This is a genomic window from Bradyrhizobium agreste (assembly GCF_016031625.1).
Taxonomy (GTDB): domain Bacteria; phylum Pseudomonadota; class Alphaproteobacteria; order Rhizobiales; family Xanthobacteraceae; genus Bradyrhizobium; species Bradyrhizobium agreste.
Map to the genome: position 1 here is coordinate 1 of NZ_JACCHP010000029.1, position 14,944 is coordinate 14,944.

A 14,944-nucleotide genomic window follows, 5' to 3' on the forward strand; every position below is an offset into this window, starting at 1 on the left:
GCGTGACGGCGGCCCAGGGCCTCTGCGGCCCCTGAGCGATGCATTCGAGCCCGAGGACGTTCCCCTGCTGGAAGCCTGTTGCGCTCAACTTGAAGGCAAGACGGAGCGACAGAAAAATCCCCATCCGAAGGGATCACTGGCGCGCGCAGCTTGGGTCTGCGCGCGCCTCGGCGGATGGACCGGCTATTACGGCAAGCCAGGCCCGATCGTCATGCTCGAGGGCTGGCTCGAGTTCCAGGCCATGAAGCGCGGTGCAAAGCTAATGATCCCCGGAGGTGATCTGTGAATCCGGTAGCCCTCCAGGGGAGGGTAACAGCGCGGCGCACTCCCCAACTATGCAGCCGCGGCAAATCGATACGAAATTATGTATACAGATAACGCGTTATAGGTAATATAGTAATCAGAAAATCCGCTTGAACCATTCCCGCAGGTCGCTATTGTATACATAACGTATTCATAAGCCCGTGGGAGTGAGACAATGACAAAACCCTTCCCCATGAACGCCTGGTACGCCGCGGCGTGGGACGCCGACGTCAAGGCGGCGCTGTTGCCGCGGACGATCTGCGGCAAGCATGTCGTGATGTACCGCAAGGCCGACGGCTCGGTGGCCGCGCTGGAGGATGCTTGCTGGCATCGCCTGGTGCCGCTGTCCAAGGGCCGGCTCGAAGGCGACACCGTCGTCTGCGGCTATCACGGTCTCAAGTTCAACGCGCAGGGGCGCTGCACCTTCATGCCCTCGCAGGAGACCATCAATCCCTCGGCCTGCGTGCGCGCCTATCCCGTGGTCGAGCGTCACCGCTACGTCTGGCTCTGGATGGGCGATCCCGCGCTCGCCGATCCTGCGCTCGTCCCCGACATGCACTGGAATCACGACCCGGCCTGGGCCGGCGACGGCAAGACCATCCACGTCAATTGCGACTACCGCCTCGTGCTCGACAATCTCATGGACCTCACCCACGAGACCTTCGTGCACGGCTCGTCCATCGGCAATGACGCCGTCGCGGAAGCGCCGTTCGACGTCACCCACGGCGAGAAGACGGTGACGGTGACGCGCTGGATGCGCAACATCGAGCCGCCGCCGTTCTGGGCCAAGCAGCTCGGCAAGCCCGGCCGCGTCGACCGCTGGCAGATCATCCGCTTCGAGGCGCCGTGCACCATCGCGATCGACGTCGGCGTTGCGCCGGCGGGGACCGGTGCGCCGGAAGGCGACCGCTCGCAAGGCGTCAACGGCTTCGTGCTCAACACCATCACGCCGGAGACCGAGAAGACCTGTCATTATTTCTGGTCCTTCGTCCGCAATTATCGCCTGGGCGAGCAGCGCCTCACGACCGAGATCCGCGAGGGCGTCTCCGGCATCTTCCGCGAAGACGAGCTGATCCTCGAAGCGCAGCAGCGTGCGATGGACGAAAACCCCGACCGCATCTTCTATAACCTCAACATCGACGCCGGCGCGATGTGGTCGCGCAAGCTGATCGACCGGATGGTGGCGAAGGAAAACGCCCCAAAACACCTTCAGGCCGCGGAGTAGAACATGGCCGAGCGTGAGGTCGACCGCTCCATCTCGCAGACGGTAAAGGCGCAACTCGCGCTGCGCGACCAGATCCTGTCGGGCGCCTTGCGGCCAGGCGAGCGCATCTCCGAGCTTCAGGCGGTGGAGACCACAGGCGCCTCGCGCACGCCGGTGCGGATGGCGCTGGTGCGGCTGGAGGAGGAGGGCCTGCTCGAGGCGATCCCCTCCGGCGGCTTCATGGTGAAGGCGTTTTCCGAGCGCGACATCTCCGATTCCATCGAGCTGCGCGGCACGCTGGAAGGCCTGGCGGCGCGCTTTGCCGCCGAGCGCGGCGTCTCCGCGCGCGAGCTCGAGCCGCTGAAGGAGTGCCTTGCTGCGATCGACGAGCTGCTGGGGCAGGTGCCGATCTCGGTCGATGCATTCTCGTCCTATGTTACTCTGAATGCGCGCTTTCATGCGCTGCTCACCGAATTGTCGCGCAGCCCGCCCTTGATCCGTCAGATCGACCGCGCCTCGGCGCTGCCGTTTGCATCGCCGAGCGGCTTCGTGATGGCGCAATCGGCACTGCCGGAGGCGCAGCAGATCCTGATCATCGCCCAGGAGCACCACCGCGTCGTGATCGACGCCATCGAGAACCGCGAAGGCGCGCGCGCCGAGGCCGTCATGCGTGAGCATGCCCGGCTCGCGGTGCGAAACCTGCGGCTCGCGCTGCGCAACCGCACCCATCTCGACCTCTTGCCGGCGCTCGCGCTGATCAAGACCGCAACCGATTGAGGGCAGTCACCATGCGCTTCATCGAGACCTGGACCCCCGCAACGCTCGTCGCGACCCGCGATCTCACCCCGAGCGTCCGCGAATTCCTGATCAAGCCGGATCAGTTCGAGGCTACGGCCTATCCGGTCGGCAGCCACATCAATGTCAGCGTCACCATCGACGGCCTGCCGGAGACGCGGTCCTATTCGCTGGTCGGTGAGGCCTCCCCGCAGGGCTTCAGAATCGCGGTGCGCCGCACTGATGATTCCCGCGGCGGCTCGCGCTACATGTGGTCCTTGCAACCGGGCGCGCGGCTCGACATCACCCGGCCCGCTTCGCTGCTCGCGGTCGATTGGACCCGCGACAATTATTGCCTGATTGCCGGCGGCATCGGCATCACCCCGATCCTCGGCGCCGCGCAGGCGCTGGCGCGGCGCGGAGCGGACGTGACCCTGCATTATGCCGTGCGTTCGCGCAGCGAGGCCGCCTATCTCGGCGATCTCGCCGCAATGCTTGGCGATCGTCTCGTCCTGCATGTCAGCGAGGAAGGCAGTCGGCTCGATCTCGACGCGCTGTTCGCCTCATTGCCGCGGGGCACGCTGGCCCTGTTCTGCGGCCCGATGCGGATGCTGGATGTCGCGCGACATGCCTGGATCGGCGCCGGCCATCCTCTCCCCGATCTCCGCTACGAGACCTTCGGCTCCAGCGGCACGCTGCCGACCGAGACGTTCAGGGTGCGCCTGAAGGACTCCGCTGTCGAGCTCGAAATCCCGCGCGAGCGCTCGATGCTCGACGTGCTCAATGCCAGCGGCTTTGAGGTGATATCCGATTGCAAGCGCGGCGAATGCGGCCTCTGCGCCATCGACGTGGTCGACGTCGATGGCGAGATCGACCATCGCGACGTCTTCTTCAGCGACCACCAGAAGCAAGCCAACCAGAAGATCTGCGCCTGCGTCTCCCGCGCGCGGGGCACCATCACGGTCGACACGCTGCTGCGCGCGGATGGGGTCTGACGGCTACATCCTGAATGATTGTAGCCCGGACGGAGCGCAGCGAAATCCGGGGCGGTGTTGCTCCGGCGCACACTTGTCCCGGATTGCGCTGCGCTCCATCCGGGCTACGAAGGATCGATCGTAGAGTCCTACGCCGCAAAAGTTGCCCGATACGTCTTCGTCTCCAGCAGCGCCAGCACCCCATCCGCGGCGACCGGCCGGCTGATCAGATAACCCTGCACCTCGTCGCAAGCGATCTGCCTGAGATATTCGAGCTGGTCGGCGGTCTCGACGCCCTCCGCCACCACGCCGATGCGCAAATCGCGCGCGAGCGAAATCACCGACTTCACGATCGCCGCGCAGTCCGGCTGCACCAGCATGTCGCGGATGAAGGACTGGTCGATCTTGATGCGGGTGAACGGCAGCTTGCGCAGGTAGGTCAGCGAGGAGAAGCCGGTGCCGAAATCGTCCAGCGCCACGGTGACGCCGAGCTCCAGCAGCGCGTTCAGGACCGTCGCGGCCGAGCCGTACTTCGACAGCAGCATCGATTCCGTAATCTCGATCTCGAGCCGATGCGGGGCGATCCTGGCGTCGGCGAGCGCCTGCACGATGGTCTGGAGGATGGCCGTGTTGTGAAATTGCGCGGCCGAGAAATTCACGGCAACCCTGATGTCTTCGGGCCAATCGGCCAGCGTCGCGCAGGCGCGGCGGATGACCCATTCGCCGATCTCGTGGATCAGCCCGGTCTCCTCGGCGACTGGTATGAATTCACTCGGCGGCACCAGCCCGCGCGAAGGATGCTGCCAGCGCAATAGCGCCTCGAAGCCGGTGATCCGGTTGGTGCCGAGATCGAGGAACGGCTGGAACACCAGGAACAGCTCGTTGCGCGCGATCGCGCTTGCGAGGTCCGACTGCAGCGCCTTGCGCTCGCGGGACGACCTGTCGTCGGCCTGCTCGAAGAAGCAGACCGTGCCCGGCCCCGTCTTCTTGGCGCGGTAGAGCGCGGCATCGGCATTCTTCATGAGGTCGAGCGGCGTGTTGCCGTCGCGCGACGCCAGCACGATGCCGACGCTGGTCGCGCCGACGATCTGGCGGCCCTCGATCTGGAACGGTTCGCTGAAGGCCGCGACGAAGCGTTCGGCGATCTCGAGCGCATCTTCCGGCCGCGTCAGATTAGCCATCACCAGTGCGAACTCGTCGCCGCCGATCCGCGCGACGTGCTCGGCGGCACGCGTGCAGCGTTGCAGGCGGCTTGCGACCTGAACCAGGAATTCGTCGCCAGCGGGATGGCCGAACTGGTCGTTGACCTCCTTGAAGCGGTCGAGATCGAGCAGGAGCACCGCGAATTCCTCGCCCGATAGCGCCAGCCGCTTGAGCGCGGCATCGAGCGTTTCGTTGAAGGCAACACGGTTGGGCAGATGGGTCAGGGGATCGAGCCGCACCGTGCGCTCGGCCTCGATCTGCCGGATGACGCGCCGCGCGAACGCGAACGAATTGACGAACACGCCGCGCAAGAGGACGCTGCCGTAGACCACGACGAGAAAGGCGATGAGGAGAAAGGCGAGATCACCGTTCCGGCCGAGGCAGATGGCGATGCCGAGAAAGATCGGCGCCGTGAAGGCGATCGCCGCGATCGGAATGGTGGCAAAGGCGAGCGCGCCGCCGGCCAACATGCCCGAGCACAAGCAGGTGATGATGAGCTGGCCGCCGGCCCCAGCATTGGCGAAGAAGGCGACCGGAACGATTCCCCACGCCGAGCCGAGGACGAAGGCGTTGCGCACCAGCCGGTGCATCGCGCGGCGCGAGACGAATTGCGGCTTGGTGATGCGGCGTGCCGCGTGCGATTGCAGGCCGAATGCGATGGCGCCGCCGGCAACGGAAGCCGCCCAGATCAGGGCAGGGATCCTGTCCGGGGACGGCCACAGCGCGATCGCGAGCACGATGGCGTTGCAGGCGTTGGCCAGCATGATGCCGACCGAATAGCCGAGCACCAGCGACATCTGCTCGGCGCGGATATGCCCGGCCATGGCTTCGTCGGTTGCGGGACCGCCAAAGGCCGACAGATCGCCGGCGAACAGCCGTGCGACATAGTTGGTCGTTTGAGTCCGCATTTCAGAGCCTGGCAGCGAGAGCCGTTCATTTCGGCTCGATCCATAGAATTCGCTGCAAACCTTTGACGAACTATGAATTATCCCGCCTGCGGGGGCGGCGTAACCATTTCTGCGTGAGAGTATCGATAACAAATCGATACAAATGCGGGGCTTGGGATTACGGTTGTAACGAGGGCCGGGCGCTCCCCACTAGTTCGCCGTCATGCCCCGGCTTGCCGCCTTCGCTAAGGCTTCGGCGGCCGAGCACCCTTGTGGCCCCGGCGTAGCCTTGGCGAAGACGGGACCGGGGCATCCAGTACGCCGCGGCCTATCGAGGGATCAGAACTCTCTCTGGAATACTGGATCGCCCGGTCAAGCGGGGCGATGACACCTCTGTTGGTGAGACGTCGTCACCGCCCGAGCTGCTTCGGATCGTAATAGAACCGCTCCTCGATCAGCTCGTCGCCGCGCCAGGTTTGCCACGCGATTTCGTCCAGCGTCCGCGTGACACCTTCGGCATTGGTGAAGCTGAAAACCCAGCGCGTCGCGACTTGATCGCCTTCGATCAGGCTCGGACCGATACGTACGGCCTTGACCTCCTTGTTCGCGGCCAGCACGCCGCGCTCCTTCGCGACCAGCTTGTCCCGCCCGACCGTCGGCGCGGCGTTGTTCTCATACGTCGCTGCATCAGGTGCGCAGAACTGCTCGATCGCGCCGACGAAGTCCCCGTCCTCCAAGCGCTTGGCAAAGGCTTCGACGATCTCACGGCTCGGCATGGCGACCTCACAAGCTAAAACCGACTGATAGTCGGTAATTACCGACCGATAGTCGAAAAGTCAACTGGTCGCGCGAAGCGAATTCGATTAGAGCCTGTTTCGATGGGACTTGGCTCGCGCGCCGGCGACGGTGCGTTCCCTCCCCCCTTGTGGGGGAGGGCTGGGGAGGGGGGTAGCCCAGCAAACGGTGCTGGCTGTTGATGATGAACTAGGAGCGGATGTGCGACCCATAGAATCCCCGTGTGGCACCCCCCTCCCTGCCCCTCCCCCACAAGGGGGGAGGGAACGGACAGACCGGTCCTGGCGCGGCCCAACTGGCTGCGACTTCTAGAAACCACGGGATGCACGAGACCCATGGCCAAGCAGGCGGAGCGGCGCGCGGCGACATCGGAGGCGATCCTGAGGGCGGCGCGGCGCCTGTTCGGGACGCACGGCTTTGCCGCGACCACCATGGACGACATTGCCGAAGGCGCTTCGGTTGCCAAGGGCGCGGTCTATCATCACTTCAAGACCAAGGAGGCGGTGTTCGCAGCCGTGTTCGACCAGGTCTCGCGCGACCTCGTTGCCGAGATCGACCGCGCGGCACGGGCCGAAAAGGACGTGCTCGCCGCCATGGTCGCCGGCACCCAGCACTACTTCGCAGCGACCGCCAAAGGCCCGACCGGCCAGATCATCCTGCGTGACGGCCCGGCGGTGCTCGGCTGGGAGCGCTGGCGCGAGATCGACGCGCAGCACTTTGGCGGCAAGATGCCGCGCGCGCTCTCCGCCGCGATGGAGGCCGGCCTGATCGCCCGGCAGCCGGTCGAGCCGCTGGCGCGGCTGCTGCTCGGTGCGGTCACGGAAGCCGCGGTTGCCTGCGCCGGCCGGTCCGATATCGCCAAGGCCGGCGCGGAATATGCCCGCGCGTTCAAGTCGCTGGTGGAAGCGCTGCGTCTGCCCGCATGATTGTGGTAGTGACGAACCGGAAACGCCCGCTCTAACAAGAAGAACAGTAGCGCATGAACGCAAATTCCGCCCTTGGACCCACAGATCCCGAATTCGACTACATCATTGTCGGCGCCGGCTCCGCCGGCTGCGTGCTTGCCAACAGGCTCACTGCGAACGGCAAGTACAGCGTGTTGCTGCTCGAGGCCGGCCCGAAGGATTCCAATATCTGGATCCATGTCCCGCTCGGCTACGGCAAGCTGTTCAAGGAGAAGAGCGTCAACTGGATGTACCAGACCGAGCCGGAGCCCGAGCTGAAGGGGCGCCAGGTGTTCCAGCCACGCGGCAAAACGCTGGGCGGATCGAGCTCGATCAACGGCCTGCTCTATGTCCGCGGTCAGCACGAGGACTACGACCGCTGGCGTCAGCTCGGCAACACCGGCTGGGGCTATGACGACGTGCTGCCCTATTTCAAGAAGGCCGAGAACCAGTCTCGGGGTGCCGACCATTATCACGGCACGGGCGGGCCGCTGCCGGTGTCCAACATGATCGTGACCGATCCGTTGTCGAAAGCCTTCATCGATGCCGCAGTCGAGACCGGTCTGCCCTACAATCCCGACTTCAACGGCGCGACGCAGGAAGGCGTCGGCCTGTTCCAGACCACGACGCGCAACGGCCGCCGCGCCTCGACTTCGGTCGCCTATCTCGGTCCCGCGAAGGCGCGCAGCAACCTCAAGATCGAGACCTCCGCCCACGCTCAGCGCATCCTGTTCGAAGGGCGCCGCGCGGTCGGCGTCGAATACCGGCAAGGCGCCACCTTGCGCCGCGCCCGCGCGCGCAAGGAGGTCGTGCTGTCGAGCGGCGCCTACAATTCGCCGCAGCTGCTCCAGCTCTCCGGCGTCGGCCCCGGCGATCTCCTACATCGGCACGGCATCGATGTGGTGCTGGACGCGCCGGGCGTCGGTCACGATCTGCAGGATCACATGCAGGTCCGCATCGTGATGCGTTGCTCGCAGAAGATCACGCTCAACGACACCATCAATCATCCGCTTCGCCGCACCATGGCCGGCGCACGCTATGCGCTGTTCCGGAAGGGCTGGCTGACGATCGCAGCCGGCACGGCGGGCGCCTTCTTCAAGACCAGTCCGCGCCTCGCCTCGCCCGACATCCAGGTGCACTTCCTGCCGTTCTCGACCGACAAGATGGGCGAGAAGCTGCACGCCTTCTCGGGATTCACCGCCTCGGTGTGCCAGCTCCGGCCCGAGAGCCGCGGCACCCTGCGCATCAAGAGCGCAGACCCGACCGTGCCGCCGGAGATCCGCATCAATTACATGTCCACCGAGACCGACCGCACCACCAACGTCGAAGGCATCAAGATCCTGCGCAAGATATTGAACGCGCCGGCGCTGAAGCCGTTCGTGGTCAGTGAGTACGACCCCGGCGAGAAGGTATCCACGGATGCCGAGATCCTGGATTATTGCCGCGAGCGGGGCAGCACCATCTACCATCCGACCTCGACCTGTCGTATGGGCAACGACGCGCTCGCGGTGGTGGATCAGCGGCTGAAGGTGAGGGGGCTCGAAGCCCTGCGCGTCGTCGACGGCTCGATCATGCCCGACCTGGTGTCGGGGAACACCAATGCGCCGATCATCATGATCGCCGAAAAGGCCTCCGACATGATATTGGAGGATGCGCGATAATTCGCCCTGAAAGGACGTTCGACTTGGCTACTCGATTTCGGATCGGCACACGCAAGAGCGCCATGGCGCTGGCACAGACGGAAGAGATTGCGCGCCGCCTAACCGTCGCCGTGCCCGGTCTCGACGTCGAGATCGTCAAGTTCGACACCACGGGCGATCTCGACCAGACCAGCAAGCTGTTGCCGCATGGCGGCAAGGGCGGTGCCTTCGTGGCTCAAATCCGCGCCGCCGTGCTGTCGGGTGAGCTCCAGGCGGCGATGCATTCGCTGAAGGACATGCCCGGCAACGAGGACACGCCCGGTCTCGTCATCGGTGCCACGCTGTCGCGCGATCCGCCCAGCGACGCGCTGGTGCTGCGCGAGGGTGTGACGCTGGAGGCGCTGCGGCAGTCTCGCGGCAAGGGTTTCAAGATCGGCACCAACGCGGTCCGCCGCGCGGCCTATGCGCGGCGGCTGTTCCCCGATGTTGAGGTGATCCACTTCCGTGGCGCCGCGGACACGCGCGTGCGCAAACTCGACAATGGCGAGAAGCAGCGCCTGCCGGACGGCGGCGCTGTGGGTCCCGCGGATGCGCTGATCATGGCGCGCTCGGGTCTCAACCGCGTCGGTCTTGCGCATCGCATCGCCTACGAATTTACCGCGGCGGAGATGCTGCCGGCGGCAGGGCAGGGCATCGTCGCAGTCGAATGCGCCGCGCAGGACTGGCAGACGCGACAGATCCTGTCGTCGATCGACGACGCCTCTGCGCACGCGTCCGCCGACGCCGAGCGCGAGGTGCTGTGGGTGCTCAACAGCCATTGCAATTCGCCGGTGGCGGGCTTCTCGACCATCGCAGGCGATCGGATGTCGCTCACCGCATCGGTGCTCGACCTCTCCGGTAACACCATCATCGAGGCCTCGCATACCGGGCCCGCCAACCGTCCGCGCGAGCTCGGCCGCGCGGTGGGATTGGACCTGCTGGCGAAGGGTGCGGCGGAGATCATCGAGCGCAGCCGGCCGCGGTAATTAGACCGAGCTTATGCGTCTCCGGGAGGCCGCCTTCCGCGAGGACGTCGGACGAGCGAAGATCTCATGGAGGCGCTGCGGCGGAGCGTCGGCCACGAGGCCGCATTGGCGAAGGAGGTCAAGCCCACCAAGAAACCGCGGAAGGCATCCAGCGGCCAGAAGGAGATGCTGATGCCGATCGAGGGCAAGAAGCCCAAGGAAGCGACGGCGCACACCACCATCGGATGCTGATTGCCCAAATCGAAGGCAGCGACCTCGGGTCGCGCGCGGCAGCCGTGGCGCTGCCGAGGGGTCTTCGGCATAATAGAACCTGCTTTCGCTTAATCATCGATGCCTCTACTGCCATGGGGTCGACAGTTTGGACCGGCCACTCGTTCGTTCTCGAAGTAACCCTGCGCACAATTCGCCCGACGGCCGCGACCCTGATGCGGCCGCCGAGATGGCGCGAATCTTGGACGAGCCGCCGATCCTGCTGTCCGAGGTTCTGAAGGGTGATGCGCGCCTGACGCCGAAGTGGGCGCACGGGGGGTTGAAAGAGGATTACATGCGCGGGGTGACCGGACACATCGCGGTCGGCTGCTACGAAGGACAGCATCGGATATCCTGGCGCATCGAGAACAAGGTCCTGGACTCCAGGACGAACCCGAAAGCGTTCACTCTCATACCGCAAGGCGTTGATGGCCACTGGAATATCGCAGGGCCCGTCGTGGTTTCGCACGTGTACCTCACGCAAGAACGCCTCCAGGCGTGCGCGGATGAGATCGCGGGCGGAAGGCGCGTCGAACTTCTGCCCCGCGTGGCTTTCGCCGATCCCGCGGCGGCGGGATTGCTAGAGATCCTGAGCCATGAGGCGGGGCGGGACAGCGCATCGTCCCGCCTGTTCGTGGAGCGGGCGATCGACCTTCTGTGCCTGCGGCTGGTCCAGGAGCATTCGTCTTTTGGCGCTTTGTCTGCTCGGGGAAGAACGGGTGGGCTCGCGGATTGGCAGGTGAAGCGCGTCACCGCATTCATCGACGAGAATCTCAACCGCCACGTCGGGCTTGACGAGCTGGCCGCCCTTGTCGACCTCAGCCGCTTTCACTTCTGTACGGCGTTTCGGCGATCGATGGGGCAGACCCCGCACGAATGGTTGACCGGGCAAAGGATGAAACGCTCGCGCGAACTTCTCGCCCAGTCGAGACTGAGCGTCACCGAAATCGCGCTCGCGGTCGGGTACGAGACGCCGTCGGCTTTCGCCGCGACGTTCCGCAGAAAGGTGGGAGTGACTCCCTCCGCCTTCCGCCGCGCACTTTAGGCGCCGGCGCCAATTCATCGCAAGACTGCGATAGTCGCCGCAAGATCCGAACGGTGCGTCCGTCGGGATCGTGGCCTACTGGGCGGGATCATTGAGGGATTCCGACCACATGACGAACCAGGAGCCGTTCATCGCTGCCGCTGCCGAGAGCGAAGGCACGCGGGGAGGTATATCGCGCCGTTCGGTCCTGCTGACTGCCGGGGGAGCGGCTTCCATAGCGGTGGTGCCCCAAGTTGCCTCGCAATCCGTATCCGAAGGCGGGCCCGCCTCGTCGATGGTACGGGTTCGCCTCGCCGTGAACGGAACGCGGCACGAACTTGACTTGGATACGCGGCAATCCCTGCTCGATGTCCTACGCGAAGATCTTGGTCTCACCGGCACGAAGAAGGGCTGCAACCAGGGCGCCTGCGGCGCTTGCACCATCCTACTCAACGGCAGGCGGGTCGTGTCGTGTCTGACGCTCGCTGCCATGCATGACGGGGCCCGAATCGAGACGATCGAGGGCCTTGAGAAAAATGGTGAGCTTCATCCGCTACAGAGCGCATTTATCGAACACGACGGATTGCAATGCGGCTTCTGTACCCCGGGCCAGATCATGTCGGCCGTCGGCTGCATCGCCGAAGGCCATGCGGGCTCGCCGGACGACATTCGGTTCTGGATGAGTGGCAATATCTGCCGCTGCGGGGCCTATCCGGGGATCGTCGCCGCGGTTAGCGACGCTGCCAAGAGGGTCTAACCATGTTCCCGTTCACCATCGAGAAGGTGACTTCCGTCGAAGCCGCCATCGCCGCCGCATCCTCCGGCCGCCGCCTCATCGCCGGCGGCACGACGTTGATCGATCTCATGCGCGAGGAGGTGGAGCAGCCGCAGCAGCTCGTCGACATCAATGCGCTTCCGATGTCCGAGATCCGCATCGACCGCTCCGACCTCGTCATCGGCGCGCTGGCGCGGATGGCCGACGTGGCGGCCCACCCCGATGTCCAGCGCCTCCAGCCGCTGATCGCCGAGAGCTTGATCGAGGGTGCCTCGCCGCAACTGCGCAACATGGCGTCCATAGGCGGAAATCTGCTTCAGCGCGTTCGCTGCCCCTATTTCCGGATGGTCGACGCAGCCTGCAACAAGCGCAACCCTCGCTCCGGTTGCGCCGCCCTCGGCGGCCTCAATGCCGGCCACGCGATTCTCGGCACCAGCGATCACTGCGTGGCGACGCACCCCTCGGACGTCGCGGTCGCCCTGGTCGCGCTCGACGCCACGATGCGCGTCAAGGGTCCGAAGGGCGAGCGCACTTTCCCGGTCGAGGAGCTGTTTCGGTTGCCTGGCGATACCCCCCATCTCGAACACACCCTGCTGCCGGGCGAGCTCATCGTGGAGGTGCGGATCCCCTGGGGGCCGCATAGCCGCCGGGCGCGCTATCTCAAGGTGCGCGATCGCGCGTCATATGAATTCGCGCTGGTTTCCGCGGCAGCGGCGCTCGACGTTGCGGAGGGCGTGATCCGCGGCGCGCGGCTTGCGGTTGGCGGGGTCGGCACCCGCCCCTGGCGCATGCGCGCCGTGGAAGCGGCGCTGATCGGCAAGGTGCCGGATCGGCGGGTGTTTCAGGCAGCAGCCCGATCGGCCGTGGAGGGGGCCCGTCCGCTCTCCGGCAATCACTACAAACTCGAGCTCCTGCCGCCGACGATCGTTCGCGCCTTCGAAATGACGGGAGAAATCGCATGACGACGGGCATCATCGGACAGCCGCTGCCGCGCGTGGATGGCCGCGCCAAGGTCACGGGCGCCGCGCGGTATGCAGCCGATTTCAATCAGCCGGGCCAGGCCTATGCGGTGATCGTCAGCGCTACCGTGGGGCTCGGCCGCGTGGCCGGCGTAGACAGCGCGGCGGTCGAGAAAATGCCGGGCGTTCTCGCCGTTCTCTCGCACCTCAACGCGCCGCGCTTGGCGTACGGCCCGCACAAAAGCTACATCGATCCGGCGACGGGCGAGCGGCTGCACGTGCTGCAGGACGAACGCGTGCGCTTCCACGGCCAGCCGGTGGCGGTCGTCGTGGCCACGACCATCGCGCAGGCGGAGCGCGCCGCCGCGGCGCTGCGCGTCTCCTACAATGCCGAGCGGCCGGTCGTCGATTGCGCCGGTCCCGAAGCCCGTGCCATCGTGCCGGAGGCCGGGAGGCAGCCGGACGCCCGGCTTCCGGCCGACAAAGCGCGCGGCGACGCCGACCGCGCGCTCGCCGAAGCGCCGGTGAAGGTCGACGAGACCTACGACATCGCGCGCGAGAACCACAATCCGATGGAGCCGCATGCGACGATTGCCAGCTGGAGCGGCGACCGTCTGACGCTTTGGAGCAAGAGTCAGGTTGTCGTCAACGAGCAGGCCGAGATCGCGGCGATCTTCGGTCTGCCGCCGGAAAGCGTCACGGTGATCTGCCCATTCATCGGCGGGGCCTTCGGCACCTCGCTCAGGACCTGGCCCCACGTGACGCTCGCCGCCATGGCCGCCCGGCACGTGGGGCGCCCGGTGAAGCTGGTCCTGACGCGCAAGCAGATGTTCTTCACGACCGGGCATCGGCCGCGCACAGTGCAAAGGATCGCTCTCGGCGCCACGGCGGACGGCAAGCTCACCAGCGTGGTTCACGAAGGCACGGGCGAGACCAGCCGTTATGAGGAGTTCATGGAGGCCCTGACCTCGGTCACGACCTTCCTGTACTCCTGTCCCAACGTGCGTACCCGCTACCGCCTGGTTCCGCTCGATACGGGGACGCCAAACCACATGCGTGGTCCCGGAGAGGCCAGCGGTGTGTTCGCCCTCGAATGCGCCATGGACGAGCTGGCCTACAAGCTCCGCCTTGATCCGATCGATCTGCGGCGCCGCAACGAGCCGGCGACCGACCAGGGAGAAAACAAGCCCTTCTCCAGCCGATCGCTGATGAAATGCTACGATCTCGGGGCCGAACGTTTCGGCTGGTCGCGGCGTACGCCCGAACCGCGCTCGATGCGCGACGGCCGACTACTCATCGGGATGGGCGTTGCTTCCGCAAGCTATCCCGCCTTTCATGCACCGGCCACCGCGCGAGCGCGGCTGCTGCCGGACGGGACGGCCGAGGTCGAGATCGCGGCTAGCGACATGGGCCCGGGCACCTATACGTCGATGACCCAAGTTGCCGCCGAGACTCTCGGGCTCTCTGTCGAGCGGGTGCGCTTCAGCCTGGGTCGCTCGGACTATCCGCCTGCACCATCCCATGGCGGCTCATGGACCATGGCCTCGGTCGGCTCCGCGATCCGCGCCGCCTGCATCGCCGTGCGAGAGGAGGCCGCAAAAGGGCGGAAGGATCGACCCATTGAAGCCACGGCGTCGTCTCAGCGGGATCCGGAAGCCGCCGCCAGGTTCTCGATGCACTCCTTCGGCGCAGTTTTCGTCGAGATCGCCATCGATCCCGACGTCGGCACGATCCGCGTGCGCCGCGCGGTCGGCGCCTACGGCATCGGCCGCGTCGTCAATCCGCGCCTTGCCAGCAGCCAATGCACCGGCGGCATGGTCGGCGGCATCGGCATGGCGCTGATGGAGCGCACTGTTCTCGATGCTCGCGACGGCCGCCCGGTCAACGCTCACATGGCCGACTACCTGATGCCCGTCAATCTCGACATTCCCCAGCTCGAGGCGCATTTCGTCGCCGAGACGGATCCCCACGTCAATGCACTCGGGGTCAAGGGTCTCGGCGAAATCGCCCTGGTGGGTATCGCCCCCGCGATCGCCAACGCTGTCTTTCATGCGGCCGGCAAGCGCGTCCGAACCCTGCCGATCCGGATCGAAGACGTGCTGACGCGTAGGTCCGTCTGACCTCATCGACTGCAGCCGGCTGCGGTAAGCCTCGCCGAAATCACGATCTGCAATGATGCCATTCTGCG

General features: G+C 65.7%; 13 protein-coding genes and 1 pseudogene. 12 read left to right on the forward strand and 2 right to left on the reverse strand.

All coding sequences use genetic code 11. The features are described 5' to 3' along the window. The 4 genes and pseudogenes from HZZ13_RS32430 to HZZ13_RS32445 all read left to right on the forward strand — a co-directional run. Positions 1–286, forward strand: a pseudogene (locus HZZ13_RS32430) (IS4 family transposase); the annotation flags it as partial. A gap of 192 nt (positions 287–478) precedes the next feature. Then, complete coding sequence (locus tag HZZ13_RS32435; RefSeq protein WP_197963515.1) at positions 479–1,528, forward strand: aromatic ring-hydroxylating dioxygenase subunit alpha; 1,050 nt, start codon at positions 479–481, stop codon at positions 1,526–1,528. 3 nt (positions 1,529–1,531) lie between these two features. Then, positions 1,532–2,284 (forward strand): GntR family transcriptional regulator, encoded by a 753-nt coding sequence (locus tag HZZ13_RS32440; RefSeq protein WP_197963516.1) that lies wholly within the window; start codon positions 1,532–1,534, stop codon positions 2,282–2,284. Between the two features lie 11 nt (positions 2,285–2,295). Continuing rightward, the gene (locus HZZ13_RS32445; RefSeq protein WP_197963517.1) at positions 2,296–3,276 is read left to right on the forward strand and encodes a PDR/VanB family oxidoreductase; all 981 of its coding nucleotides are present in this window, start codon (positions 2,296–2,298) and stop codon (positions 3,274–3,276) included. A gap of 128 nt (positions 3,277–3,404) precedes the next feature. On the opposite strand, the gene HZZ13_RS32450 is transcribed toward HZZ13_RS32445, so the two are convergent. Next, the gene (locus tag HZZ13_RS32450) at positions 3,405–5,366 is read right to left on the reverse strand and encodes a putative bifunctional diguanylate cyclase/phosphodiesterase (protein ID WP_197963518.1); all 1,962 of its coding nucleotides are present in this window, start codon (positions 5,364–5,366) and stop codon (positions 3,405–3,407) included. Positions 5,367–5,755: 389 nt separating this feature from the next. Further along, a complete protein-coding gene (locus tag HZZ13_RS32455; RefSeq protein ID WP_197963519.1) occupies positions 5,756–6,121 on the reverse strand; it encodes a nuclear transport factor 2 family protein in 366 nt (121 codons plus the stop codon). A gap of 354 nt (positions 6,122–6,475) precedes the next feature. On the opposite strand from HZZ13_RS32455, the gene HZZ13_RS32460 reads away from it, so the two are divergent. The 8 genes from HZZ13_RS32460 (at position 6,476) to HZZ13_RS32495 (ending at position 14,876) form a co-directional block, all read left to right on the forward strand. Beyond that, the gene (locus HZZ13_RS32460; RefSeq protein ID WP_197963520.1) at positions 6,476–7,066 is read left to right on the forward strand and encodes a TetR/AcrR family transcriptional regulator; all 591 of its coding nucleotides are present in this window, start codon (positions 6,476–6,478) and stop codon (positions 7,064–7,066) included. A 53-nt stretch (positions 7,067–7,119) separates the two neighbouring features. Next, on the forward strand, positions 7,120–8,745 hold the full coding sequence (locus HZZ13_RS32465; protein WP_197963521.1) for a GMC family oxidoreductase: 1,626 nt from the start codon (positions 7,120–7,122) through the stop codon (positions 8,743–8,745). 23 nt (positions 8,746–8,768) lie between these two features. After that, on the forward strand, positions 8,769–9,749 hold the full coding sequence (gene hemC, locus HZZ13_RS32470) for a hydroxymethylbilane synthase (RefSeq protein ID WP_197963522.1): 981 nt from the start codon (positions 8,769–8,771) through the stop codon (positions 9,747–9,749). Positions 9,750–9,815: 66 nt separating this feature from the next. Further along, complete coding sequence (locus HZZ13_RS32475) at positions 9,816–9,980, forward strand: hypothetical protein (RefSeq protein WP_197963523.1); 165 nt, start codon at positions 9,816–9,818, stop codon at positions 9,978–9,980. Between the two features lie 220 nt (positions 9,981–10,200). Beyond that, positions 10,201–11,043, forward strand: a complete 843-nt coding sequence (locus HZZ13_RS32480) for a helix-turn-helix domain-containing protein (RefSeq protein WP_246504648.1) — start codon at positions 10,201–10,203, stop codon at positions 11,041–11,043. A gap of 109 nt (positions 11,044–11,152) precedes the next feature. Then, positions 11,153–11,779: a (2Fe-2S)-binding protein gene (locus HZZ13_RS32485; RefSeq protein WP_197963525.1), complete on the forward strand. Its 627-nt coding sequence runs from the start codon at positions 11,153–11,155 to the stop codon at positions 11,777–11,779. Between the two features lie 2 nt (positions 11,780–11,781). After that, a complete protein-coding gene (locus HZZ13_RS32490; protein WP_197963526.1) occupies positions 11,782–12,759 on the forward strand; it encodes an FAD binding domain-containing protein in 978 nt (325 codons plus the stop codon). Continuing rightward, on the forward strand, positions 12,756–14,876 hold the full coding sequence (locus HZZ13_RS32495) for a xanthine dehydrogenase family protein molybdopterin-binding subunit (RefSeq protein WP_197963527.1): 2,121 nt from the start codon (positions 12,756–12,758) through the stop codon (positions 14,874–14,876). The genes HZZ13_RS32490 and HZZ13_RS32495 overlap by 4 nt, the downstream gene beginning before the upstream one ends. Positions 14,877–14,944: the final 68 nt, after the last annotated feature.